The organism is Actinospica acidithermotolerans (genome assembly GCF_018139625.1).
In the GTDB taxonomy this organism is placed as follows: Bacteria; Actinomycetota; Actinomycetes; order Streptomycetales; family Catenulisporaceae; genus Actinospica; species Actinospica acidithermotolerans.
This window is the reverse complement of the sequence record NZ_JAGSOH010000011.1, coordinates 62,524-86,978: the sequence shown is the minus strand read 5'-3', so window position 1 is coordinate 86,978 and position 24,455 is coordinate 62,524. Positions and strand designations below refer to the sequence as shown.

The following is a 24,455-nucleotide window of genomic DNA, read 5'->3' as shown; positions in this document are numbered from 1 at the left end:
CGCGGAGGCGGGAACGATGTCGGCGAACTCCAGACGCGTGGTCGTCGGCGTGAGCGGCTCGCCCGGCAGCCTGCAGGCCCTGCGCTGTGCCGTGGAGCAGGCGCGCGCGCTCGGCGCCACGCTACTGCCCGTCATCGCCTGGGAACCGCCGGGCGGCGACTCACCCGCGCGACCGTACCCGCGGTACGTCACCGACGAATGGGCCGACGCCGCCGAAGCGAGACTGCTGACAGCGTTCGACGAAGGCCTCGGCGGCCCGCCCACCGGCATTCCCACCGAACCGCACATCGTCCGCGGCCGCGCCGGACCCGTACTGGTCGCCTTCGCCGACCGGCCCGGCGACCTGCTCGTCATCGGAAGAGGACGCCCGCGCCTCACGCTCCGCGCCGAGCACGGCCCCGTGGCGCGCCACTGCGTCACGCGCGCCACATGCCCGGTCATCACCGTCCCGCCCGCCGCCCTCGCCGCCTACGTCGGGCCGCTCAGGCGAGCAAATCCTCGTCCTCGGTGGTGGGCGGCACGGGGATAGGACCGGCCGCGGGCAGGGAGACGATAAATCCGAAGCTTTCCGCGCATGGTCCGGCCCCTTCCTCCGAGACGACCGTCACCGCAGGCCCGCGCACCGCCCCCATGTCCACGATCGAGCACGAGATCCCCGCTCCCACCTTCGCGCTTCCCCGGACCTGTGTCGAGGGCGTCGCCCGTGCCGTCTGCCACCGTTGATCGTCGCGGGACCGCTAGGGTTGCCGTGGCCTGGTCAGCGTCGAAGTATACGGAGTGAACGATGAGGCGGAGCGGTGCCCAGGCGGCACTCATGGTCGGAGCGCTGGGCGTCGTGTTCGGCGACATCGGCACCAGCCCGCTGTACACCATGCAGACGGTGTTCAACCCATCCGAGCCGCACTCGGTGCCGATCGCGCAGGCCAACGTCTACGGGGTCGTCTCGCTGATCTTCTGGTCGGTGATGATCGTGGTCACCGTCACCTATGTGCTGCTGGTGATGCGGGCGGACAACGACGGCGAAGGCGGGATCATGGCCCTGATCACGCTGATCGGCAGGCTCGGCACCCCGGGCGGCCGACGCATGCGCCTGACGCTGGCGGCGCTCGGCGTGTTCGGCGCGTCGCTCTTCTTCGGCGACAGCATGATCACCCCCGCCATCTCGGTGCTTTCCTCGATCGAAGGGGTGAAGGTCGCGGCGCCGTCGGTGTCCGACCTCGTGCTGCCGATCACGGCGGCGATCATCGTCGGGCTGTTCCTGCTGCAGAAGCTCGGCACCGGCACGGTCGGCAAGCTGTTCGGGCCGGTGATGGGCCTGTGGTTCACCGCGATCGGCGCGTTCGGCCTTCGCGCGGTGATCGAGAACCCGCAGATCCTCAAGGCGCTCTCGCCCTGGTACGCGCTGCAGTTCCTGACGGGCCACTTCACCGTCGCGTTCTTCTCGCTCGCGGCCGTGGTGCTGGCCGTGACCGGCGCCGAGGCGCTGTACGCGGACATGGGTCACTTCGGTCGCGGCCCGGTCACCAGGATGTGGCTGTTCCCTGTGCTGCCCGCCTGCGTCCTGAGCTACCTCGGCCAGGGCGCCCTGGTGCTGCGCGACCCGTCGGCCGTGTCGAACCCGTTCTTCCTGCTGCTGCCGGCCTGGGCCCGGCTGCCGATGGTGTTCCTCGCCGCGGCCGCCACCGTCATCGCCTCCCAGGCGGTGATCTCCGGAGCGTTCTCCGTGACCCAGCAGGCCGCCCAACTCGGCTACCTGCCGCGGCTGCGCATCACCCACACCTCCCGGGAACAGATCGGCCAGATCTACGTGCCCTGGATCAACTGGGCGCTACTGGCCTCGGTCCTGGCCCTGGTGTTCACCTTCAAGTCCTCCGCCGCGCTGGCCTACGCCTTCGGCATGGCCGTGACCGGCACGATCACCATCACGACCCTGCTGTACTTCTACGTCGCGCGCCACCGGTACGGCACACCGATGTGGCTGATCCTCACCGGAGCGGTCCCGCTCCTGATCGTGGACCTGCTGTTCTTCGCCGCGAACCTCACCAAGCTCCCGCACGGAGCCTGGCTGCCACTGCTGATCGGCATCGCCGTCTACACCGTCATGGCCACCTGGCGCAAGGGCCGCGAGCTGGTGAGCGTGCAGCGCGCGAAGGACGAGGGCCCGCTGCGCGAGTTCGTCGACCGACTACACACCGCGCAGCCACCGCTGTGGCGCACCCCCGGCACCGCGATCTTCCTCAACCGCGGCAAGGACACGGCCCCACTCGCCATGCGCGCCAACGTCGAGCACAACCAGGTCCTGCACGAGCACGTGCTCATCATGACGATCAACACCGCCCACGTCCCGCACGTCCCGCCCGCCGAGCGCCTGGAGATCGACGACCTCGGCTACCAGGACGACCGGATCGTCCACGTCACGGCCACCTTCGGCTACATGGACACCCCCGACATCCCCTCCCTGCTGCCGCTCATCCGGCACACCGAGATCGACGGCCCGCTGGAGGAGAGCGAGATCTCCTACTTCCTGTCCACCATCGCCCTCAGTCGCGGCGACCATCCCGGGATGAGCTTGTGGCGCAAGCGCCTGTTCTTCGCCACCTCCCGCCTCACCGCCGACGCGGCCGAGTACTTCCACCTGCCGCGCGAGCGCACCGTCATCATGGGCTCCCGCATCGAACTCTGACGGGCTACATCACCACGCGGGATGTCATCCGCCCGTCAACCGATCGAGGGTCGTGGGCTGGTATCCGTGTTTGAGAAGTTTTCTGAAAATAAGGGGCAGTGCCGCGACCGTCTGCGTGCGGTCGCCGCCGCCGTCGTGCAACGCGATGATCGACCCGCCGTCGACACGGGCGACTACTCGCCTGGCGATGACACTGCTTCCCGGCATCGCCCAGTCGGCGGGCGCGACATCCCAGAGCGCCACCGACTGGTCGAGTTCATGGAGCCATTCCGCGTTCTCGGGGGTGTACGCGCCGTAAGGCGGCCGGAACGGAATCGGGCTGTTTGCCGCTGACTCGAGCTGATCGGCGGTGCGCTCGATCTGCGCAGCCAACTGAGTACGCGAAAGGTCCGGGAGATAGGCGCGCGACCAGGTGTGGTTTCCGAGCTGGTGGCCCTCTTCGGCGATCTGCCGAACGATATGAGGGTGGGCCGCCGCTCGCAGCCCGACGCAGAAGAACGTCGCGGACACACCGAATCGCTTGAGGATGCCGAGAACCAGCGGTGTGTACACCGGGTCGGGCCCGTCGTTGAACGTGATGGCTATGGATGGGCTGGAGCGGCGACCATGTCGAAGGTGACGGTCGTCCTCGGTCGTGGCCTGCTGGGCGGCCGGTGAGCGGCGGATCGCGTCGTGGACCTCGCCGAGCCGCCCGGTGAGCAGGCCGGCCCGGCGCGAGAGGCGAGTTAGACTGTTGAGATCAGACTGCGCGGCCGCCGCAAGCGCGAGATCGTCTGCCGCGCCCAGGCCCGGGCCTGGAGCCGGCAGGTGACGGGGATCCGCCCTGCAGACCGTGAGACCGGCTTTCAGCAGTGAGTCGCAGACCGTGCCGTTGCTGCTCTCGATCACGGCGACCACCCGGCGACGCCGATCCTCCTCGAGGGCGGTGAGATGGTCCGCTATGGCGGTTGCACCGTCGGCGCCGTATCGACGTGACGTGGTCTGCGCGTTCAGGGGGTCGACGATGGAGACGGTGTAGCCCGTAGCGGTCCACGCGACGCCCGCGAGAAGTGCAGGTTCTTCGTCCCGGAATTTCGACCTGCTTCGCGTCGTATACTGTGCCTGATTCACCAGCTGCAAACCGGAGAGCATCGGTCCACCATCAAAAAGTAGATAAAGCAGAACGTCATCGCTGGACCAATCCGCGAAGCGCAAGGATTGGACTCCCGGGCCACGATCACCCTATTACATACCAGGGGTCTGAACGCATTGGCGCATGTGCGAACGCAACATTAGCAGGATGGCGTGACGGTGGCCATGTCTTGGTACGTGTTGACGGTGCGCCGCGAGGCCAATTGTGTGGTCGACAAAAGTGATCGCCCGACGCGCTGGGTGGCCGACGCCGGTCGTCGACCGCCCCGTAGCGCGGCGTCGAGTTTCCAGCCGCCGCAGCAGACATGCCCCTGACCTGCGGGCTCTCCATCGATCACGTGGCTGCATGGCCGGGTTTGTTGCGCCGGACAACGTGGTAGACCGCCGACCCCTTGCGCTCCAGCAGCCCATCGAAGATACTCGTGGATCAGAGCTCGCCGAGGTGAGCCCTGACGGGGTGAGTAGTCGGATCCATATTCCGTTCCATGCCGTTTTCGGGAAGCGCTTACGAGCGGGAACTGCTGTGCCATGCCGCTTCGCGTGCAGCGAGTAAGCGCTACCCGCTGTGTGGTGGGGACGGCGGATGGGCGCAGGAGCCAGAGGAGGACCCGATGACGATCACAACCGTCTCGTCCGACACTGGAGCATCATCGCAGCCTGTTCCTTCCGAACTCATGGCCTGTATCAGGACCAAGATGTCGCAGGACGGCACCGGGGAGCCGGCGAACGAGTGCGGAGTCGTAGTGGCCGACGCGGCGCTCGCGGCGTGGAAGCTGGTCGGTGGCCTCGGCGGGTCCGGGACACCCCCATGACGGCTGCGCCCACCACCGCGCAGCGGCACGGTCCGCGCGTCGGAGCGGCTCCGCAAGCTCGACGTGCACCGCTCTGTCCCGGTGCAGTGCACCCGAGACCTTCCGCCTCGCGAGAACAATGCTCGAATATCCGTTCCTCGGCCATCGGAGGACACCATGCAAACCGTCTCGCTCGAGTCCCTCATCGGCAACCTCATCGACGGGCAGGAGGTTCTCCTGCAGACCCTCGGAGTGACCGAAGCCGGCCCGAGAGCCGCCCAGCCGCGGGCCTGCGCCGTGGTACGCCGCATCAGCGACCTCCGGCAGTTGCGCGCGGTGCTCTCGACCGCGCACGGCGAGATGGCTCTGCTGCTCTCGGGCTACGCCGACGCGGCACCAGGCTCGCGGGCCTTGCTCTCGGAGGTCGCCGGGCTGCTCGGGCAGGGGGTGGCGACCCGCATCCTGTTCAATTCCGCTGTCCGCGAAGTCGACGATTGCCGTGGGTGGATCCGAGCCGCGGCCCTCGGCGCCGAGGTGCGGTGGATCACCGAGGAGTTCACGCCGATGATCGTGATCGACGGCAGGGTCGCGCTCATCCTCGACGGCAGCGCCTGCTCGACCGCCTTGCTCATCAGCGAACCGACGATCGTCACCTTCCTGACCCGGGTCTTCGGCACGATGTGGAGCACGGCGCAGAACGCGGCGCTCGCGGCTGCGGAGTTCCTGCCCCGCCGGGTCCCCGCGTCGACGCGCGAGTCCATCATCGACATGCTGGTGAGCGGAAAGCCCGACAAGACGATCGCGAAGCGGCTGGGCATCTCGCTGCGCAGCGTGCAGGCGCACATCGCGACCCTGCGGACCGAGTTGGGCGCGAACACGCGCACGCAACTGGGATACCAGCTCGCCCGCGGCCGAAGGGCGGCTGTGGACCCGGATTCCTGAGGCCGCGGCGCAGGGCCGGCGTCGGGAATCCGGGTCCCGATCTCAGTCCGCCGGCTCCCAGCGCACGTCGGCGATGTCGAACCGGGCCTTTCCCGTGCTGTAGAGCATGAACGGGACGTCGACGTGCTTGAAGCGCATGCCCAGATCCCGGAGCTGCGCGAGGGGGAACGAGAACCCGACCCATTCGCCCTCCGGAGCCGCGTGCAGCAGACCGGAGATGTCCAGGCCCGGTTGCGCGGGGAAGTCGTCGTGGCAGGCCACGTAGACGGGTTCGGTCGGCGGCTGCCACACCCTGACCTCGAAGGCGAGGCGGCCTTCGCGCTCGAGATATCCGCGCAGGTCCCGTGGCCGCTTGGAGGACGCCTGGGCGCAGATGAAGGCGATGTACCCGGTGAATTCCAGCGCCAGCCCCTCGGTCGGCTCGCGGCCCTCGCACGTGCCGACGCGCAGGATGGTGAACTGCGCGGGAGTGCCGGGCACGACCTGCTGCCGGGTCCACATCTGATGCCCGGCCAGCAGCCACGCGTACTCGGCGCCGGCGTCCGGTCCGAGGATCCGCAGCGGTCCGGAAACCGCGGGAACCGGGTCCTCGTCGATCCGCTCGTCCAGCGGCAGCACGCCGGGGCCCGGGTCCGCCGACGCGTAGTCGAGCCCGTAGCCGAGCGCGAACAGCGGCTCGTGCGGGCCGGTCGGCTCCTGCTCCTCGGCGGGCACCCGGTAGCCGGGGATGTGCGCCGGGATGCTGTTGGCCGCCATCGAGTCCCGGCTGCGCGGCCAGTTGCACGGAAGCCTGCCGCGGAAGTCGTACTGCGGCAGGCCGTCCTGCCCGGCGACGAGCACGTCCGCGACGCCGCCGCCCTCCGTGCCGGGCAGCCACGCCACGACGAACGCGTCGGAGAGGTTGATCTCCTCCGTGGTGTACATCGGCCGACCGCCGTAGAGCACCGTGACGATCCGCACGCCGGTGCTCCGCAGCCGGCGCAGCAGTTCGAGGTCGCGAGCGTAGGAGAGCTTGAGACCGGCGTAGTCCAGGGTTCCCCAGGGCTTGATCGTGCCGCGCATCTCGGCGTAGGAGTCCTCGCCGATCGCTACCACGGCGACGTCGTACTCGGCCGGGTCCGCCTGCTCGAGGTCTGGGTCCAGCAGGCAGCGATCGGTGCCGAACTCGGCGCGCAGCGCGTCGGCGAGCGTCTGCGCGCCCGGCAGATCATCGAGTGAGATGTCGTCGCCCTGCCACGAGAGGGTCCACCCGCCGGTCTGCTTGCGGATGTCGTCCGCGCCGCTGCCGCAGATCAGCACGCGCGTCTCGCGGGCCAGCGGCAGAACGCCGCCGGCGTTCTTGAGCAGGACGAGCGAGCCGCGGACCGCCTCCCGCGCCACGGCGCGATGGTCGGGGGAGCCGAGCACCGAGACGTTCCCGGCGAGAGCGCGCTCGCGCGGCCGCGGCTTGTCCCAGAGCCCGGCACGCATCTTCATCCGCAGAATGCGCCGCACCGCGTCGTCGATGCGCAGCAGCGGAATCGTGCCGTCGTGCACCTGGCGGATCGTCGTGTGATAGACGCCCTGCCAGGCGTCCCGCGCCGCGACCATGAGGACGTCGATCCCGGCGTTGATCGCGTAGCCCGCGTCCTGCATCGTGCAGCCGCTGACCTCCGCGTGCGCGTCCCAGTCGCTGATGACGACCCCTTCGAAGCCCATGGCGCGCTTGAGGACGTCGGTGATCAGGCGGCGGCTTCCGTGGATCTTGTGGTTGAACGCGGTTTCGCGGCCGGGCGTGTGATCGTAGTCGGCCGGATCGATCCAGCTGCTGAAGGAGATCATGACCGATTGGGCACCGGCCGCCAGCGCGGAGAAGAAGCCCGGCCCGTGGATGTTGCGCAGCAGGTGCTCGTCGCAGTGCGCCTCCCCGCGGTCGGCGCCCTGCGCGGTGGCGCCGTCGCCGATCCAGTGCTTGACGGCGCAGATCACCCGCGCGTCGGCGTTCGATCCGGTCGCCTCACCCTGCAGCCCGAGCACCGCTTCGCCGGCGAGCGCGTGGACGATCGCCGGGTCCTCGGAGTAGCCCTCGTAGTAGCGTCCCCACCGCCGGTCGCGCGGGGTCGCGACGGCCGGTGCGAAGGTCCAGTCCATGCTGGTCGCGGCCACCTCGCGCGCGGTGGCCGCGCCGATCCGGCGGACCAGGCCGGGGTCGCGCGCGGCGCCGAGGCCGATGTTGTGCGGGAAGATCGTGGCGCCGAAGACGTTGTTGTGGCCGTGCACAGCGTCCGTGGCCCACAGGAAGGGGATGTGGAAGGGGCGGTCCGCGTAGGCCTCGCGCCCGGCCTGCCAGTACTCGTCGACCAGATCGACCCAGTCCTGCGCCGTGGCGTGGCGTTTCCGGCCCGGCCAGACGCCGGCGCCGTTGAGGGCCGAGCCGATCCGGTACTCGCGCACGTCCTCGGGAGTCAGTTCCCAGAGTTCGGGCTGGATCATCTGACCCACCTTCTCCTCCAGGGTCATCGCGCCGAGCAGTTCCTCGATCCGCCGCTCCTGCTCGGGATCCGTCAGCAGGCCGGCGCGGAGCCTCGGCCACGCGTCGAAGGCCTCGAGGGCGGGGATGCGGTCGTCGTCCATGCGAGGAACTCAGCCTTTCCGTCGAAGGCGCTCTTGCCGCGCCGCGTATCTGTCGGGCGCGCCGACCGGCTCCGTGGGTTCCCAGGTCAGGGCCGTCAGGCCGCAGTTCGGGGTGTTGCCGTAGTCGTCCAGGATTCCGGCCTCGACGCGGTGGTGCAGGTGCAGTTGCGGGTCGTCGAACTGGTGGAAGGCGGAGCGCGCCGTGAGCCGCAGCAGCAGTTCCATGTCCTCGCCGCCCCAGCCCTCGTAGCGCTCGTCGAGGCCGTGGATCGACTCGAACACGCCCCTTCGGATCCAGACGCACACGCCGGGGGAGCGGTACACGAGGAAGCCGCGGGTGCCCTCGATCGGCACGGACCGGCTGCCGTCGACGCACCTGCGCCCGAGTGCCCACGCGCTGGATTCCGCATCCAGGTAGAGCACGCTGCGCAGGGGAGTGAGCGAACCCACCCCCGGCTCGTCGAAGCGGGCCAGGTTGCGCGCCAGGAATTCCCGGTCGACCAGGGCGTCGGCGTCGAGCACGCAGATCAGCGGCGCGGGATGAACGGTGCGCATCGCGCCGATGTTGACTGTCCAGGCCTTGTTGAATGGGCCGTCGTGCCAGGCGAAGAGGTACTCGTCGACGTGCGGTTCGATGCTTTCGCGCCAACGGGGTTCGACGTCGCTCTCCACGACCGTCACCGAGTACCGGCGCGCGTCGAGGGATTGATCGGCCAGGGCCGCCAGACAGGCCAGCGCGTTCTTGAGCCGACCCCGGTCCCGGCAGTCGTCGCGGAACGGGATGACCACGTTGACGTGCGGCCTGTCCGGAACCGCGCGCCGCTCGGCCGGCACGCGCGGCGGCGGCCGGTCAGTGAGCCGAACCCGCCGGGGAAGCTCGGAGCCGCGGTGGTAGCCGAGGCGCGCCTCGACATGCACGCGCTCGACCGCCTCGCGGATCGCGTCGGACGACTTGCCGTGGTCGCTCCCGAGGTGAGCGCGTACCGCCGCGGTCAGCCGCGCGTGGCACGCCAGGTCAGCGGGGTCGAGGCGCACGCTCCGCGCGGCCTCGGCCACCCGCCGCTCCGGCGCACGCAGCAGGGCCTCGGCCACCGCCTCCCAGGCCGGCCGCGACCTGTACCAGTAATACGGGTTCGCCGCCTGGGCGTCCGGATCGGCGAGCAGGACGACGGCGTCGGCCGCCCGTTCTGGGATGAGCATCGCCTGATCCGCCCCCGATGCAACGCGTTCGACTACCGGTTCTCAGCAGATTCAATAGCGCCGCTCGCAGCCGGGACTAGAGCGGCGCGGATGCGCAATGCCGCACTGCGGTTTTCCGCACAGCTGTGGCCGTCGCGCCGTCGTCCATGTCAGCCTCGGGAGAACCGCGCGCCGTAGGGCGCGCAATCCTCGGGGAGGAACGAAATCCATGTCCGTGATACCGATCACGCCTGCCTCCGCGGGGCCGCCGGCGTCGCAGGCGTCGGCGGCCGACACGCTCGACCTTGCCGGAAAGATCTACCAGGAGTCCGTGCTCCCGCACGTGCTCACCGTGGCCGACGGGGGTCGGCTGCCCGCGCCGCTGGTCATCGACCTCGACCCGACCACGGTCTGCGACCTGGCCTGTCCCGAGTGCATCAGCTCGAACGTGCTGCACCACGGGCAGATCGCCCGGGACCGGATCGTCGAACTGGCCGAGGAGCTGGCGGCCTCCCAGGTCCAGGCCGTGATCCTGATCGGCGGTGGCGAGCCCCTGCTGCACCGTTCGATCGACACGGTCATCGACACCCTGCACGCCGGCGGCATCCGCCTCGGGCTGGTCACCAACGGGACGACGATCGACCGGCACCTCGACCGGCTCGCCGAGAAGCTCTCCTGGGTGCGCGTCTCGGTGGACGCCGCGACGGAGCCGGTGTACGACGCCTTCCGCCCGAGCCGCGGCAAGGACAGCGCGTTCCCCGGCGTGATGGAGAACATGCAGACCCTGGCGCGCCGCAAGCGGGGACGGCTGGGCTACTCCTTCCTGCTCATGCAGCGCTTCGGCGCCGACGGCACGCTGACCGACTCCAACTACCACGAGGTCTACGCCGCGGGGCTGCGGGCGAAGGAGATGGGCTGCGACTACTTCGAGCTCAAGGCCATGCTCGACATGGACCACTTCACCGTCAACCAGCAGCAGTCCCATATCGACCAGGTGCTCGAGCAGTGGGGCCGGCTCGAGGAACTGCAGGACGAATCGTTCCACCTGCTGCGCTCGTCCAACTGGGAGGCGGTGCGCCAGGGCAGCGACCCGCACCAGCCGAAGGACTACTCGGCCTGCGCGGTGGCCGGCCTGCGCACCACGATCACCCCGACCGGCGTCTACGTCTGCCCGTACCACCGCGGCAACCCGCACGGCCTGCTCGGCGACATCCGCGACACCTCCTTCGCCGAACTGTGGAAGAACGCTGACACGGCGCGGATCGACCCGCGGCGCGACTGCCGGTTCCACTGCGCCCGGCACCCCACCAACGTCGAGATCGGCGCGCTCGCGAAGCGGTCCGAGCCCGTCACCGCAGTCCCGGACTACGACCCGTTCATCTGAACGTAGAGAGCAGGTTGAGATGCGCACAGCAGTCATCGGCGCCGGGCCGGCCGGCCTGACCAGCGCCAAGCAGGCACTCGAGCGAGGGCACGAGGTGGTGCTCTACGAGCGCACCGCGGGCATCGGCGGGATCTGGAACCCGGCCTCGGGCGGCGCGTACGCGAGCGTGCGGATGCAGAGCTCGCGGATGAGCTTCCCGTTCTCCGACTTCGCGCCGAGCTTCGCCGCCGACTTCCCCACCCTCGCCGAGATGCACAACTACCTGTGCTCGTATGCGCGGGAGTTCGGCGTCACCGCGGTGTCCCGGTTCGAGCAGACTGTGATCGCGGCGGTGCGCGAGGCGGAAGGCTGGGCGGTCACGGCGCGGGCCGCCGACGGCACGACCGGCACCGAGCACTTCGACGCGGTCCTCGTCGCCAGCGGGGAGCTGTGGGAATCACGCGTGCCGGACCGCCTCCCGGACGCCGGGTGCGGTGTCCGAGTCCTGACGGCCAAGCAGTACCGCGGCCCCGAGCCGTTCGCCGGAGAGCGGGTGCTGGTCGTCGGCGGCGGCGTGAGCGGCGCGGACATCGCGGCCGAACTCGCCTCGACCGCCGCCGACGTGCAGTGGTCGGTGCGCCGCAACGCGCTCTTCCTGCCGCGTGTGTTCGACGGGGTCTACAACGACGCGATCTTCTCGTACATCGGCCGGATCGGGATGGAGGAGATGCCGTTCGCGGAGTTCCTCAAGCTCCTGGACGAGGCGATGCCCGAGTACTTCGCCATGTACCGGAAGACCGGGCTGCTGCCGGCCGACGGCTTCCACGGCGCAGTCCACGTGAACGAGCGCATCGTCCCGGCTGTCTACCGCGGCGAAGTGACGGTTCGCGGGGCCTTCGAGAGCTTCGACGATGACGGCACGGTGCACTTCACCGACGGCAGCACGCAGCGCTACGACTCCGTCGTGCTCTGCCTCGGCTACGGGATGCCGGACTACTCCTTCCTGCCCGCGCTGCGCCGCGAGGAGCTGTACGAGCACTTCTTCCCTCTCGGGCAGCCGGGCCTCGCCATCATCAACACGCCGGTGGACACCGAGGCCTTCGGCACTGCCTGCCCGTACTTCGAGGCCATCGCGGCCTGGGCGCTTCGGGTGCTCGACGGCGAACTCACCCTGCCCGACGAGCAGGAGCGCGCCGCATGGTGCGCCCGCGAGATGTCCCGGCTCGCCGACCGGCGCTACTACGACTGCTGGCTCGAGACGATCCGCCTCGGACTGCTGGCGGGCACGATCCCCGACCCCGCGCATGAATTCCGCAGCTACTGGACCCTGGTCTCCAGCCAGGTCGACCCCGCGAACCTGCGACCGGTCCCGGCCCGGCCGCTGGCCGCCACTTTCGACCACCGGGTGGACCTCGACGGCCTGCGCCACCGCGTCCTGGCAGCGCTGCCCGCCGAGACGCGGACGGCGCTGCGCGAGGCCGGCGAGATAAGCGCCGCGGATTGCGCGGCGGCCGAGGCGACCCCGGCCGGCCGGGAGATCGAACCCTGGCTGCCCTATCGCCAGCGCGTGACGCCGTCGGGCGCCCCGGCAGTGACGGCGGACGTCGGATGAGCCAGTCGAGCGACGCGGCGGCCGCGGTCCTGGACGACGCGTCCGGCTCGGCCGAGGTCGCCGGACGGCTCGCCGTGGTCAAGACCTTCCTGAGTGACGGCGGCCTGCTGGCCCTCTCCGGCACGACGGCCATGGTCGGGATCGGCGGGGCGATGGTGGTCACGACCCTGAGCCTCTTCCTCGCCGACGCGGTCGGGGCCACGCCGCTGATGATCGGCCTGTTCTTCGCCGGACGGGCTGTTCTCGAGATGTCCACCGACCTGCTCGTCGGCGTGCTCTCCGACCGGATCGGCAACCGCAAGGTGCTGGTCGCCCTGGCCCTGATGCTCTCGTCCGTCGGCGCGGTCTGCTACATGCTGCTGCGGAACTACTACGCGATCTTCGCCTGCGGAGTCGTCTTCTGGGGCGTCGGCGGCTCCTGCTTCGCCCAACTGCTCGCCTACACGCGGGAGATGGCCGACACGTCCGCCATCAAGGCCAACACGCTGAACTCGGTGATGCGCTCGATCACCTCCGTCGCGTGGATCGCGGGCCCACCGCTCGGATTCTGGCTCATCGCCGCGCACGGGTTCACCGGGCTCTACATCCCCGCCGGGCTGCTCTACTTCCTCGCCGGGGCGCTCGCCCTGTGGAAGTTCCCGAATCTGCGGGTCGAGCGGGACGAGGCCCCGAAGGCCGCGAACCCCTTCCGCGGCCTGAACCGCCGTGCCAGGCTCCTGATGATCGTGATCGTCCTGCTGCTGACGGTCAACAGCATCTACCAGATCGACATCTCGCTGACGGTGACCAGGGCGCTGCATCTCGGCGCCGGCGTGGCCGGCCTGCTGCTCGGCTTCGGTGCCGCGCTCGAGGTTCCGGTGCTGATCTACTTCGGCGCGCGCGCCGACCGGTACGGGATGTGGCGGCTGATGCTCGCCGCGGCGGTAGGCGCGACGGTGTTCTTCTCCCTGCTGCCGCTGGCCACGACCCGGCTCGAACTGCTGGTCCTGCAGGTGCCCAACGCCTTCTGGACCTCGCTGGTGCTGAGCCTGCCGGTGATCATGCTGCAGAACATCGTCGACGGCGGCCTCGGCACGGCGTCCGCGCTGTACTCCTCCTCGTTCAAGTTCGGGACCATGCTCGGCGGCGCCACGGCCGGCGTCGTCGCCGAGTGGTTCGGATACTCCGACGTCTTCTGGGTGTGCGCGGTGCTCGCCGCCGTCGCCGCCTGCCTCCTCGTCTCCGGAAAGGCGTACAGACATGAACACGCTGAGCACTCCGCTGTGTAGCGTCGTGGTGCCGACCTACAACCGCTCCCAGCTGCTGCGGCACACGCTGGAGTCGCTGACCCGGCAGAGCCTCGGCACGGACGCGATCGAGGTGCTCGTCGCCGACGACGGCTCGAGCGACGACACCGCCGAGGTGGCGGCGTCCTTCCAGGGCCGGCTCCGGCTGCGCTACCTTGCCCAGGCGGACGAGGGCTACCGGGTCGCCGCGGCCCGCAACCTCGGCCTGCGGAACGCGACCGCGCCGGTCACGGTCTTCCTGGACTCCGGCGTGCTGCTGCATTCGGGGGCGCTCGCGGCGCACGTCGAGAGCCATCGCTCGGCCGACCGGCCGGTCGCCGTCACCGGGTACGTCTACTGCTTCAACGAGAACAACGAGGACGGCGCCGAGATCGAGGGCGCCATCGACTACCAGGACCCGGACTCCACGATGGCGCTGCTCGCCGCGGAGAACCGGTGGTTGGACCTCCGCGAGGAGTTCTATGAGAAGTACGGCGACGGGTTCGGCGTGCTGCCCGCGCCGTGGCTGATGTGGTGGACCTGCAACGTGTCCGCCTCCACGGCGCAGCTGCGCGAGGTGGGCGGTTTCGACGAGAACTACCGCAGCTGGGGCGCCGAGGACGTGGACCTGGGCTACCGCCTGCACCGGGCCGGTGCCCACTTCGTGCTCAACCGGGACGCCGCCTCGATCCACGTGCCACACCCGAAGGTCTACGCCGACAACATGCGCACGGCGGCCGGGAACTACCGCTACTTCTCCACCAAGTTCGACACCCCGATCACCCGGCTCGTCGCTCCGGAGAACCACTTCTACGAGATCAACGACACGATCCGGGAGCGGCGGCTGCCGTCGTGTGCCGACTACCTCGCCACGCCCGACCCGGACGAGCCGTCGGCGCTCGTGTTCTCCCCGCACCCCGACGACGACGTCATCGCGTGCGGAGGCGTGATCGCCCGCAAGACGGGGCTCGGCGCACGGGTCGACGTGGTCTTCGTCACGGACGGTTCGCAGTCGCACGCGGCGGTCCTGGACATCCACGAGGACCCGGCCCCCGCCGAACTCGTCAAGATCCGCCGGGCGGAGGCCGAGGCGGCGGAGAGCGTGCTCGGCGTCGATCCCGCGCGGCTGCACTTCTTCGAGTTCCCCGATACCCGGCTCGCCGACGCACTGCCGGAGTTCCGCGCCCGCGTCCTCGAACTGCTCGGGGAGCTTCGCACCGTGGACGAGGTCTACCTCCCGCACGACGAGCGCGAGCTGAACGCCGATCACCGGCTGACCGGCCGGATCGTGCTCGAATGCCTCGCGGCCCTCGGCCTGACCCCCAAGATCTACAAGTTCGTGGTCTGGGACGAGCGCACCGAGTCGGAGTTCGGCTTCGTCAACCGGGTCGAGTCGGAGGCCGCCCAGGCGGGGGAGCCGGGCGGGCCGGACGAATCCGCCGCGGGCGCGGGCGAGCGGCTCATCGCGCGCGACATCGCCCCGCGGCTGGCGGTCAAGTGCGCGGCCCTGGACGAGCACCGCACCCAGATGTCCCTGTTCGCACCCGGTCAGCGGCGTCCGGTCGTCCCCGAAAGCTTTCAGGAGCGGGTGCGCGGGCGGGACCGGGAAATGTACTGGGTGCTCGACGCGTAGGCGATCGACATCCGGCGCTCGATTGACCGGTTCGCGGCCGTTGCTGAATGCTGATCGTCGGCGCGGGCTCACTCATCGGGTCCGCGCCCGCGGCCCGGCACCGGGCCGACCTCTTCACGAGCCACACAGACAGGAGCGTCGATCCGCCATGGTTCTGCGCGAGCAGTCCGTATCCCCACCCGCCGCCGTCGAGCGCGAATCCGCCCTCGGCGGGGCGGCGTCCGGGACCTTCCCGCCCGGCTTCCTCTGGGGCGCGGCCACCGCCGCCTACCAGATCGAGGGCGCGGTGGCCGAAGACGGCAGGAGGCCTTCGATCTGGGACACCTTCAGCCACACGCCCGGCACGATCGCCAACGGGGACACCGGGGACACCGCCTGCGACCACTACCACCGGTATCCGGAAGACGTCGCGCTGATGGGGGAGGCCGGGCTCGGGGCTTACCGCTTCTCGATCGCCTGGCCGCGCATCCAGCCGGAAGGCCGCGGCCCGGCTGAACAGCGCGGCCTCGACTTCTACCGCCGTCTCGTCGACTCCCTCGTCGAGGCCGGGATCAAGCCGGTCGCGACGCTCTACCACTGGGATCTCCCGCAGGCCCTCGAGGACGAAGGCGGCTGGTCCAACCGGGAGACCGCTGAACGTTTCGGCGAGTACGCGCGGATCGTCACGGAGGCGCTCGCGGACGGGGTCGCCATGTGGACGACGCTCAACGAGCCCTGGTGCTCCGCGTTCCTCGGCTACGGTTCGGGGGTGCACGCGCCCGGCCGCACGGATCCGGCCGCCGCGCTGAGCGCCGCGCACCATCTGAACCTGGCGCACGGGCGCGGCGTCGCGGCCATCCGGGCGGCGACCGCCGCGCCGGTCACGGTTTCGCTGAACCTGCACGAGGTCAATGCCCTGACGCAATCGGCGGCGGACCTGGACGCCGCCCGGCGCATCGACGCCGTCGGCAACCGGATCTTCAGCGGCCCGATGCTGGACGGCCGCTACCCGCAGGACCTGCTCGCCGACACCCGTCACATCGTGGACTGGGAACGGCTGGTGCGTCCCGGCGACGAGGAGGCGATCGGCGCGCCGATCGACGTGCTCGGCATCAACTACTACACGCCCACGCTGGTCTCGGCGCCGGAGTCGGTCGGCACCGCGGCCGCGGCCGGTTTCGAACCGGCGGTCACGCACGGCGTCAGCGCGCACTCCCCGTGGCCCGGCTCCGAGTCGGTGGTGCACTACCAGCCGGCCGGGGAGGTCACGGACAGCGGCTGGGCGATCGATCCGCGCGGGCTCTACCGGCTGCTGACCACGGTCCACGAGCGCTACCCGTCGATGCCGTTGATGGTCACCGAGAACGGCGCGGCCTATCCCGACGGTCCCGACGAGAGCGGCGCGGTCCAGGATGTGCGCCGCATCGCGTACCTCCAGAGCCACCTCGGGGCCATCGGGGACGCGCTCGCCGACGGCGTCGACGTGCGCGGCTACTTCCTCTGGACGCTGCTCGACAACTTCGAGTGGGCGTACGGGTACTCGAAGCGCTTCGGCCTGGTCCACGTGGACTACGCCACGCAGCGCCGCACGCCCAAGGCGAGCCTCGGCTGGTACGCGCGCTTCGCGCGCGAGAACACCCGCTGACCTGATCGGCGGTCAGCTCCCGCCGTAACAGCGCGATAACAGTTGACGGCGGCGTAGAGGTAAGTCTTGCGTAAGCGCTTCCTGCAGAGCTACGTTACACGCGTCGCACGGAAGGAAGCGCTTACGGAAACGCTTCCTCTTGCGGTTCGCCCCTACTTGATCCTTTTGCACCGCAGGTAAACCGGCGTCGCGACGGGATCGGCACGAAGACGGAACGATATTGATCTTCTCTCATCGACGGAGACGGGAGGTGTGCGGCACATGTCGGAGGACGCCTCGTCCCTGAACGGGCGCAAGCCCGCTCCCTCGTTGACGATCTACGACGTGGCGCGCGCCGCAGGGGTCTCCATCGCCTCGGTCTCCCGCGTGCTCAACGGGCACACCACCCCCCGCCCCGAGACCCGCGAGCGGGTGCTGCGCGCGGTCCGGGAGCTCGGCTTCGTCCCCGACGGCGCCGCCCGTGCCCTCTCCAGCCGGCTCAAAGAGGTGGTGGCCGTCGTCTTCCGCCGGCCGGCCGTCGAGCCGTCGACGGAGATCGGCGCGGAGCCGGAGTTCCAGGACGAGGCGGACGGCCTGGTCTTCATCGACGTGGTCAACCGCGGCATCGAGATATCCGCGCAGCTCGAGAACTTCGACCTGCTGCTGAGCTCGGTGCGGGTGGACGAACCCACGCCGCACGGCAAGGTGGCCAAGCTCGCCGGCAAGAGCGACGGCATCATCCTGCACGACCGCGTGCTCACCCCGGCCGGGGTGGTCAGGCTCTCCGAGAAGATCCCCGTGGTGACGCTGGCCGGCACCCCGACGCGGGCGAGCGTCAACATCGTCGCGGACAACGACGGTGGCATGCGGGAACTGACGCACCATCTGCTCGGCACGCACGGCTACCGCAGCATCGCCTACCTCTCGGGACGCGCCGACAGCCCGGACAACCAGGCGCGCGGCGCGGCGCTGCGCGAGGTCGCCAAGGAGTACGGGATCGAGCCCGCGGTCGGCCCGGTGTGGACCGGCGAGTACTCCGCCGCGGGCGGCGTCCGGGTGATCCGCCAGGTGCTGGCCGAGGGCGGAGCCCTGCCCCGGGCGATCTGCTGCGCCAACGACCAGACCGCGCTCGGCGTCATCAACGAGATCCAGCGGCACGGCCTGCGGGTGCCCGAGGACGTCGCGGTCACCGGCTTCGACGACGTCTACATCGCACGGCACACCAACCCGCCGCTGACCACCGTCCGCCAGCCGATCGAGCGGCTCGGCGCGCTCGCCTTCCAGACCCTGCACAGCATGATCGGCGGCGAGCGGCCCGCCGAGCGCCAGATCGTGCTCCCCGTCCATGTCGTGCTCCGCTCCAGCTGCGGATGCCGACCCGATCCCGCGCCCTCGTCCGGGCACGGGCTGGCCCAGAGGTGATCCTGAGATGTCCCTCCTGATCCGGCGAATAGGTTTCTACGTACTCGCCGCCTATGCCGCGATCACGTTGAACTTCTTCATACCGCGGTTACTTCCCGGCAACGCGCTCGACGCGGTGCTCACCACGATGCGCGGCGAGATCACTCCGCAGGAGCTCGCCGGGATGGCCGCACAGTACGGCATCGACAGCAAGCAGAGCCTGCTCGCGCAGTACTTCACGTACATCGGGCACACCCTCAGCGGGAACTTCGGCTTCTCCACCAGCAAGCAGGTGCCGGTTTCCACGGTGCTCGGCGGCGAGCTGCCCTGGACGGTCGGCCTGATCGGCACGGCCACCGTGCTCGCCTTCCTGCTCGGCACGCTGATCGGCGTCATCGCCGGGTGGAAGCGCGGCGGCCTCATCGACGCGGTGGTGCCGGTGTCGGCGTTCTTCCAGGCGGTGCCCTACTTCATCCTCGGGCTGCTCCTGCTGATCATCTTCGGTGCCGACCTGCACTGGTTCCCGATCGGCGGCGGCTACGACGCCACCAGCCGCACGGTCACCTATGTCCAGGGCTGGAACTGGCCGTACATGTCGAGTGTGCTGCAGCATGCGGTACTGCCCGCCGCCACCGTGGTGCTCGCGTCGATCGCCGGCTGGATCGTCGGCATGCGCAACATGATGATCACCACGATGGACGAGGACTACGTCCTGGTAGCCTGCGCCAAGGGCCTGCCGAGGTGGCGCGCGATGGCGATCGCCGCCCGCAACGCGATCCTGCCGACGATCTCCAACTTCACGCTGTCGATCAGCCTGGTGGTCACGGGCGCGATCCTGGTCGAGGTGGTGTTCAACTACCCGGGCGTCGGCCTGGAGATGTTCAACGCCGTGCAGAGCACCGACTACCCGCTGATCCAGGGCATCCTGCTGGTCGTCACGCTCGCGGTGCTCATCGCCAACCTGCTGGCCGACTTCGCCTACATCGTCCTCGACCCCCGCTCCCGCAGAGAGGCCTGAGCCGATGACTTCCCTCGACCCCGCGCTCGCCGCCGCGGCCGCCGACCCGGCCCCGCAACTCGAGCCCGCCGCGCCGCGGCACTCGCGCACCCGCCGCCACCGGCCGCCGGCCAAGGTGCTCGTCGGCGGCGCCATCACCCTCTTCTTCGTGCTGATGGCCCTGTTCGGGCCGCTCCTGGCACCGCACTCGGCCTCCTGGGTGGCCAACACCACGAACGGCACGCCGCAGGCGCCGACCGGCTCGCTGTGGCTGGGCACCGACAACATGCAGCACGACCTGTTCTCGCTGCTGCTCATCGGCAGCCGCTCCACGCTGCTGATCGCGTTCCTGGCCGGGGCGATCGCCACCGTCCTGTCGGTCGCCGTCGGGGTGACCGCCGGCTACGTCGGCGGGGTGGCGGACGAGATCCTCTCCGCGCTCAGCAACATCTTCCTGGCGCTGCCCGGCCTGCTGATCCTCATGGTGATCATCAGCCCCCTGCCGGTGCCGGACAAGGGCAACTCCTTCGTCATCGGCCTGGTGGTGGCCATCACCTCGTGGGCGTACGGAGCCAGGGCGCTGCGCGCCCAGACGCTCGCGCTGCGCGGACAGGACTACGTGGTCTCGGCGCGGGTGATCGGCGAGCGCAGGATCCGGATCATCCTGTTCGAGATCGTGCCGAACCTGCTCCCGATCGTCGCGGCGTCCTTCATCTTCACCGTCATCTACGGCCTCGGCGTCTATGTGGCGCTGTGCTACCTCGGCGTGGTCAGCCCGTCCTCCGGCTCCTGGGGCACGATGCTCCAGGGCGCCCAGTCCAACAGCGCGATCGGCAACGGCTGGTGGTGGTGGTACCTGCCGCCCGCGCTGGCCGTGGCGCTGGTCGGACTCGGTCTCGCGCTGCTCAACTTCGGCATCGACGAGATCATCAATCCTCGTATCCGCTCGGCCCGCACGGGCCGGGGCGGCGTGAAGTTCCAGCTGGGCCTCACCCCCGTGGTGCGCGCGGCTGCTCGGGAAGGAGACGCGCGGTGAGCGCGAGGGTGACAGACACGGACGCGGCGCCCCGTTCGCCCGCGGAAGCGGTGCTCGACGTGCGCGGCCTGTGCGTCGACTACGGCGTCGGCCGGGACGCGGTGCGCGCGGTCACCGATGTGAGCTTCACGCTGCGCCGCGGCGAGGTGCTGGGCCTGGCCGGGGAGAGCGGATCCGGAAAGTCCACCCTGGCCTACGCCATCACCCGGCTGCTGCGCGCCCCCGGCGTGATCACCGGCGGCGAGGTGTTCTTCCACCAGCGTTCCGCGCCCGGCGGCCCGGTGCGCAAGGTGGACCTGCTGGAGGCGGATGCGCGCGAGCTCGCCGGAATCCGCTGGGTGGACCTGTCCATGGTCTTCCAGAGCGCCATGCACGCGCTCAACCCGGTGGCGCGGATCGAGAGCCAGCTCACCGACGTGCTCAAGCGGCACCGCCCCGACATGGCCGCGGCCGACCGGCGCGCCAGGGCCGTCGAACTGCTCGGCATGGTCGGCATCACCGCGGACCGGCTGCGCGCCTACCCGCACGAGCTGTCCGGCGGCATGCGCCAGCGCGTGATGATCGCGATGGCGCTGGCGCTGGAGCCGAGCCTCGTGCTCATGGACGAGCCGACCACCGCGCTCGACGTGGTCACGCAGCGGGAGATCCTCGACGAGCTGATGCAGCTGCGCGAGCGGCTGGGCTTCGCGGTCATCTTCATCACCCACGACCTGTCGCTGCTGCTCGAACTCGCCGACACCATCGCGATCATGTACGCCGGCCGGCTGGTGGAGCTCGCGGCGGCGACCGACCTGGCGGCGGCCCCGCGCCACCCCTACAGCCTCGGCCTGCTCAGTTCCTTCCCCGCGCTGCACGGCGAACGCGTCAAGATGACAGGCATCCCCGGCGCGCCACCCTCGCTCCGGACCATGCCGGACGGCTGCAAGTTCCACCCGCGCTGCCCGCACGCCTTCGAGCGCTGCTCGGCCGAGGAGCCGTCGCTGCTCGCCCTGCCCGGCTCACGCACCCGCCGCACGGTCTCCTGCTGGCTGCACGTGGGCGACCGGGTACCGCCGGAAGCGCTGGGCCGGCCGGACCCCGGCACGGACGCCGGCGCCGGCCACACTCAGGACGTCGCCATCGGAGGGCACTCATGACCGAGACGAGCACCGCCGTGGTCCACGGACCGAAGCGCGAGGGCGTGCCCGCGCTCGAGGCACGTAGGCTCACCAAGCACTTCCCGCTCACCTCGCTCGGCGAGCGCGGCCGCGTGGTGCACGCCGTCGAGGACGTGTCGCTCGCACTGCCGGAGAAGACCGTCACCGCGGTCGTGGGGGAGAGCGGCTCGGGCAAGTCCACCCTGGCCCGCCTGCTCACCGGCCTGATCAAGCCGACCTCCGGGGAGCTGCTGCTCGACGGCAGCCCGGTGGGCACCAGCGCCCGAGAGCGCCGCGCCTACACCAGCGACGTGCACCTGGTGCTGCAGGACCCGTTCTCCTCCCTGAACGCGGCGCACAGCGTCAAGTACCACATCGAGCGGCCGCTCAAGCTGCACACGAAGCTGCGCGGCGCCGAGCTCGAGGCGAAGACGGTCGAGCTGCTCGAGCGGGTCTCGCTCCACCCGGGCACCGACTTCGCGGCCAAGTTCCCGCACGAGCTGTCCGGCGGCCAGCGCCAGCGCGTGGCCATCGCCCGCGGCCTGGCCGTCGGCCCGCGAGTGCTGCTGGCGGACGAGCCGGTCTCGATGCTCGACGTCTCCATCCGGCTCGGCGTGCTCAACCTGTTCGACGAGCTGCGCGAGAACGAGAACCTGGCCATCCTCTACGTCACCCACGACATCGCCTCGGCACGCTACCTGGCCGACACCATCGTCGTGATGTACGCGGGCGAGGTGGTCGAGTCCGGGCCGGCCACCCAGATCACCGACAGTCCCCAGCACCCCTATACCCAGCTGCTGCTCAGCGCCGCGCCGGACCCGAGCCGCGGCCAGGCGCCGGTGCTGCGGGGCAAGGGCTCGCCGCCGAGCCTGGTCACCCCGCCGACCGGCTGCCGCTTCCACCCGCGCTGCCCGTTCGCCATGCCGGTGTGCGAGGAGCGCACGCCGCCGCCGCTTCCAGCCGGAGCCGACCAGGTCGCCGCGTGCTGGCTGCTCGCCCCGCCGACGGCCGAGGCCGCCTCGGCCGGGTGACGAGACGAGACCGATCGAAGGAGGAGATCGATATGGCAAGAGCTCGAGGCCGCCCCCGGCCTGGGGCCGTACGGCCCGGCCACGGCGGAGTCAGCCGCCGCGGCCGGGTGCACCCGACCGTGGTCCCGGCAGACCGGCCGGGACCGACCACCGCAATTGCATCGCGCACTTTCAACCATCGGTAATGCTCGAGAACTGGCCGGCAGCGCAGCCGGTCGGATAAGAGGAGCGTACAGAATGTCACGTAAGACACGAAGCGCGGGGATCTCGCTGGCCGCGGCCGCATGCCTCGCCCTGGCGGCGTGCTCGTCCGCAGGAGGCTCGACCGGCACCGGCACGTCGGCGGCGAGCGCCTTGGTCATCGAGGACAACACCAGCTCAACGGCTTACACGAACAACTTCAACCCGTTCGACTCGGGTGACTTCGTGCTCAGCGAGAACACGGCCTCGTTCGTGTACGAGCCGCTGATGCAGATCAACTCGCTCAACCCGAGCGAGGCGCCCATGCCGTGGCTGGCTCAGGAGTTCGACTGGGCCGACAGCGGCAAGCAGCTGACCATCAAGCTGAACCCCAAGGTGAAGTGGAGCGACGGCTCCGCGTTCACGTCGGCGGACGTCGCGTTCACCTACCAGATGGTGACCACGAACCAGTCGATGAACCTGCAGGGTGTGCCCGCCGCCTCGAGCATAGCCACGCCGGACGCGAACACGGTCGTGCTGACCTTCGCCAAGCCGGAGCAGGCCAACTACGTGGAGATCGCCAACCAGCTGATCGTCCAGAAGAAGCAGTGGTCGTCCGTCTCCAGCCCGGCCACGTACGTGCTGCCCGGGGCGCAGGCTGTGGGCACCGGCCCCTACGTCCTGGACAACTTCAGCGGCCAGGACGTGAAGTACAAGGCCAACTCCGCCTACTGGGGCGGGTCGCCGAAGGTCAAGGAGATCTCGGTCCCGCTCTACACGAGCAACGACGCCGCGGCCCTCGCCCTGGAGAACGGCGACATCGACCTCGCCGGCAACGACATCAGCAACGTGCAGACCGCGTTCGTCGCCAAGGACAAGGCGCACAACCACCTCTACCAGTCGACCGCGCCGTACTTCCCCGCTTCGAACACCGTCAGCCTCCTGCTGAACACCAAGAGCACCAAGGCTCCGGCGCTCGGTGACGCGAACGTGCGCAAGGCGATCAGCGCGGCGCTCAACCGGCAGTCCATGGCGACGCAGTGCGAGACGAACTACGAACTCCCCGCCAGCTCGGCCGGCGGCCTCACCCTGCCGACCGACCAGCAGTCGCTGAACCCGGCCACGGCCAACGACATCAGCGCCACGCCGGACCAGTCCTCGGTCACCAAGTACATGCAGGCGGCCGGTTACGCGATGAGCGGCGGCAAGTGGACGAAGGGCGGCCAGCAGGTCTCCTTCACCATCATCGACCCGAACTCGTTCAGCGACTACTGGTGCGACGCCCAGGAGATGGTCACCCAGCTGAACACCGCCGGATTCAACGTCAACGCCAACGGCGCGTTCGACTACAACTCCTGGACCCAGGCCATCACGACGGGCGACTTCACCGCCGCGCTGCACTGGGGCCAGGGCTCCTCGCCCTTCCAGCGTGACCAGTTCATCATGGACTCCACGCAGACCGCGGCGGAGGGCTCGACGGCGGGCGGCGACTACGACCGCTTCGACAACGCCACCGCGCAGCAGGCGATCAGCACCTACGAGGCCGCGAGCGACGCGCAGGCCCAGCAGACCGCGCTGAACACGATCCAGCAGGTCTTCGCGGACCAGATGCCGGCCGTGCCCGTGCTCTACGGGGCCGCGTGGTACGAGTACAACGACTCCCACTTCACCGGGTGGCCGACGTCGGACAACTCGTACATCAACCCCTCGCCGGAGTACCAGTCGTACGAGTACCTGGTGCTTCACCTGTCCCCGGTCTCGTAACCAGACCAGCCCCGGACCCGATACGCGGCCGCACCCGCGGGGTCCGGGGCACCCTCTCTCCTCAGCACACACCATGACCACGAGCAAGGAGGCCC

General features: G+C 69.9%; 17 protein-coding genes. 14 read left to right on the top strand and 3 right to left on the bottom strand.

Annotation, left to right across the window (positions count from 1 at the left end):
- Positions 1–16: 16 nt before the first annotated feature.
- Both KDK95_RS06840 and KDK95_RS06835 read left to right on the top strand, forming a co-directional pair.
- Entirely contained in the window at positions 17–529 is a 513-nt protein-coding gene (locus KDK95_RS06840) for a universal stress protein (RefSeq protein ID WP_212517164.1), read from the top strand.
- A gap of 255 nt (positions 530–784) precedes the next feature.
- Positions 785–2,683, top strand: a complete 1,899-nt coding sequence (locus tag KDK95_RS06835; protein ID WP_212517163.1) for a potassium transporter Kup — start codon at positions 785–787, stop codon at positions 2,681–2,683.
- Between the two features lie 24 nt (positions 2,684–2,707).
- On the opposite strand, the gene KDK95_RS06830 is transcribed toward KDK95_RS06835, so the two are convergent.
- A complete protein-coding gene (locus KDK95_RS06830) occupies positions 2,708–3,877 on the bottom strand; it encodes a polysaccharide deacetylase family protein (RefSeq protein ID WP_212517162.1) in 1,170 nt (389 codons plus the stop codon).
- Positions 3,878–4,782: 905 nt separating this feature from the next.
- Here KDK95_RS06830 and KDK95_RS06825 point away from each other — a divergent pair.
- Positions 4,783–5,547: a helix-turn-helix transcriptional regulator gene (locus KDK95_RS06825; protein ID WP_212517161.1), complete on the top strand. Its 765-nt coding sequence runs from the start codon at positions 4,783–4,785 to the stop codon at positions 5,545–5,547.
- A 42-nt stretch (positions 5,548–5,589) separates the two neighbouring features.
- On the opposite strand, the gene KDK95_RS06820 is transcribed toward KDK95_RS06825, so the two are convergent.
- Both KDK95_RS06820 and KDK95_RS06815 read right to left on the bottom strand, forming a co-directional pair.
- Positions 5,590–8,160, bottom strand: coding sequence for a glycoside hydrolase family 3 protein (locus KDK95_RS06820; protein WP_212517160.1), 2,571 nt, complete (start codon positions 8,158–8,160; stop codon positions 5,590–5,592).
- Between the two features lie 9 nt (positions 8,161–8,169).
- A complete protein-coding gene (locus tag KDK95_RS06815) occupies positions 8,170–9,360 on the bottom strand; it encodes a galactosyltransferase-related protein (protein ID WP_212517159.1) in 1,191 nt (396 codons plus the stop codon).
- Between the two features lie 208 nt (positions 9,361–9,568).
- On the opposite strand from KDK95_RS06815, the gene KDK95_RS06810 reads away from it, so the two are divergent.
- From KDK95_RS06810 to KDK95_RS06760, 11 genes are all read left to right on the top strand, one after another.
- Positions 9,569–10,723 (top strand): radical SAM protein, encoded by a 1,155-nt coding sequence (locus tag KDK95_RS06810; RefSeq protein WP_212517158.1) that lies wholly within the window; start codon positions 9,569–9,571, stop codon positions 10,721–10,723.
- 19 nt (positions 10,724–10,742) lie between these two features.
- Entirely contained in the window at positions 10,743–12,314 is a 1,572-nt protein-coding gene (locus KDK95_RS06805) for an FAD-dependent oxidoreductase (protein ID WP_212517157.1), read from the top strand.
- Positions 12,311–13,582, top strand: coding sequence for a sugar efflux transporter (locus KDK95_RS06800; RefSeq protein ID WP_212517156.1), 1,272 nt, complete (start codon positions 12,311–12,313; stop codon positions 13,580–13,582). The genes KDK95_RS06805 and KDK95_RS06800 overlap by 4 nt, the downstream gene beginning before the upstream one ends.
- The gene (locus KDK95_RS06795) at positions 13,554–15,212 is read left to right on the top strand and encodes a PIG-L family deacetylase (RefSeq protein ID WP_212517155.1); all 1,659 of its coding nucleotides are present in this window, start codon (positions 13,554–13,556) and stop codon (positions 15,210–15,212) included. The genes KDK95_RS06800 and KDK95_RS06795 overlap by 29 nt, the downstream gene beginning before the upstream one ends.
- A 148-nt stretch (positions 15,213–15,360) precedes the next feature.
- Positions 15,361–16,836 carry a glycoside hydrolase family 1 protein gene (locus KDK95_RS06790; RefSeq protein ID WP_212517154.1) on the top strand — a complete coding sequence of 492 codons (1,476 nt, stop codon included), beginning with the start codon at positions 15,361–15,363 and terminating at the stop codon, positions 16,834–16,836.
- Between the two features lie 261 nt (positions 16,837–17,097).
- The gene (locus KDK95_RS06785; RefSeq protein ID WP_212517153.1) at positions 17,098–18,237 is read left to right on the top strand and encodes a LacI family DNA-binding transcriptional regulator; all 1,140 of its coding nucleotides are present in this window, start codon (positions 17,098–17,100) and stop codon (positions 18,235–18,237) included.
- A gap of 7 nt (positions 18,238–18,244) precedes the next feature.
- Positions 18,245–19,234 carry an ABC transporter permease gene (locus tag KDK95_RS06780; RefSeq protein ID WP_212517152.1) on the top strand — a complete coding sequence of 330 codons (990 nt, stop codon included), beginning with the start codon at positions 18,245–18,247 and terminating at the stop codon, positions 19,232–19,234.
- A gap of 4 nt (positions 19,235–19,238) precedes the next feature.
- Positions 19,239–20,249 carry an ABC transporter permease gene (locus tag KDK95_RS06775; RefSeq protein ID WP_212517151.1) on the top strand — a complete coding sequence of 337 codons (1,011 nt, stop codon included), beginning with the start codon at positions 19,239–19,241 and terminating at the stop codon, positions 20,247–20,249.
- Positions 20,246–21,385 carry an ABC transporter ATP-binding protein gene (locus tag KDK95_RS06770; RefSeq protein ID WP_307844217.1) on the top strand — a complete coding sequence of 380 codons (1,140 nt, stop codon included), beginning with the start codon at positions 20,246–20,248 and terminating at the stop codon, positions 21,383–21,385. Before KDK95_RS06775 ends, KDK95_RS06770 begins: the two co-directional genes overlap by 4 nt.
- On the top strand, positions 21,382–22,416 hold the full coding sequence (locus KDK95_RS06765) for an ABC transporter ATP-binding protein (protein WP_212517150.1): 1,035 nt from the start codon (positions 21,382–21,384) through the stop codon (positions 22,414–22,416). The genes KDK95_RS06770 and KDK95_RS06765 overlap by 4 nt, the downstream gene beginning before the upstream one ends.
- Before the next feature lie 237 nt (positions 22,417–22,653).
- Positions 22,654–24,360: an ABC transporter substrate-binding protein gene (locus KDK95_RS06760; protein WP_212517149.1), complete on the top strand. Its 1,707-nt coding sequence runs from the start codon at positions 22,654–22,656 to the stop codon at positions 24,358–24,360.
- Positions 24,361–24,455 lie beyond the last annotated feature (95 nt).

What these genes read in the sequence shown, in the direction of transcription:
- KDK95_RS06840 (WP_212517164.1), top strand. Translation starts at nt 17, where the DNA reads ATGTCGGCGAACTCCAGACGCGTGGTCGTCGGCGTGAGCGGCTCGCCC.
- KDK95_RS06835 (WP_212517163.1), top strand. Translation starts at nt 785, where the DNA reads ATGAGGCGGAGCGGTGCCCAGGCGGCACTCATGGTCGGAGCGCTGGGC.
- KDK95_RS06825 (WP_212517161.1), top strand. Translation starts at nt 4,783, where the DNA reads ATGCAAACCGTCTCGCTCGAGTCCCTCATCGGCAACCTCATCGACGGG.
- KDK95_RS06820 (WP_212517160.1), bottom strand. Translation starts at nt 8,160, where the DNA reads ATGGACGACGACCGCATCCCCGCCCTCGAGGCCTTCGACGCGTGGCCG.
- KDK95_RS06815 (WP_212517159.1), bottom strand. Translation starts at nt 9,360, where the DNA reads ATGCTCATCCCAGAACGGGCGGCCGACGCCGTCGTCCTGCTCGCCGAT.
- KDK95_RS06810 (WP_212517158.1), top strand. Translation starts at nt 9,569, where the DNA reads ATGTCCGTGATACCGATCACGCCTGCCTCCGCGGGGCCGCCGGCGTCG.
- KDK95_RS06805 (WP_212517157.1), top strand. Translation starts at nt 10,743, where the DNA reads ATGCGCACAGCAGTCATCGGCGCCGGGCCGGCCGGCCTGACCAGCGCC.
- KDK95_RS06800 (WP_212517156.1), top strand. Translation starts at nt 12,311, where the DNA reads ATGAGCCAGTCGAGCGACGCGGCGGCCGCGGTCCTGGACGACGCGTCC.
- KDK95_RS06795 (WP_212517155.1), top strand. Translation starts at nt 13,554, where the DNA reads ATGAACACGCTGAGCACTCCGCTGTGTAGCGTCGTGGTGCCGACCTAC.
- KDK95_RS06790 (WP_212517154.1), top strand. Translation starts at nt 15,361, where the DNA reads ATGGTTCTGCGCGAGCAGTCCGTATCCCCACCCGCCGCCGTCGAGCGC.
- KDK95_RS06785 (WP_212517153.1), top strand. Translation starts at nt 17,098, where the DNA reads ATGTCGGAGGACGCCTCGTCCCTGAACGGGCGCAAGCCCGCTCCCTCG.
- KDK95_RS06780 (WP_212517152.1), top strand. Translation starts at nt 18,245, where the DNA reads ATGTCCCTCCTGATCCGGCGAATAGGTTTCTACGTACTCGCCGCCTAT.
- KDK95_RS06775 (WP_212517151.1), top strand. Translation starts at nt 19,239, where the DNA reads ATGACTTCCCTCGACCCCGCGCTCGCCGCCGCGGCCGCCGACCCGGCC.
- KDK95_RS06765 (WP_212517150.1), top strand. Translation starts at nt 21,382, where the DNA reads ATGACCGAGACGAGCACCGCCGTGGTCCACGGACCGAAGCGCGAGGGC.
- KDK95_RS06760 (WP_212517149.1), top strand. Translation starts at nt 22,654, where the DNA reads ATGTCACGTAAGACACGAAGCGCGGGGATCTCGCTGGCCGCGGCCGCA.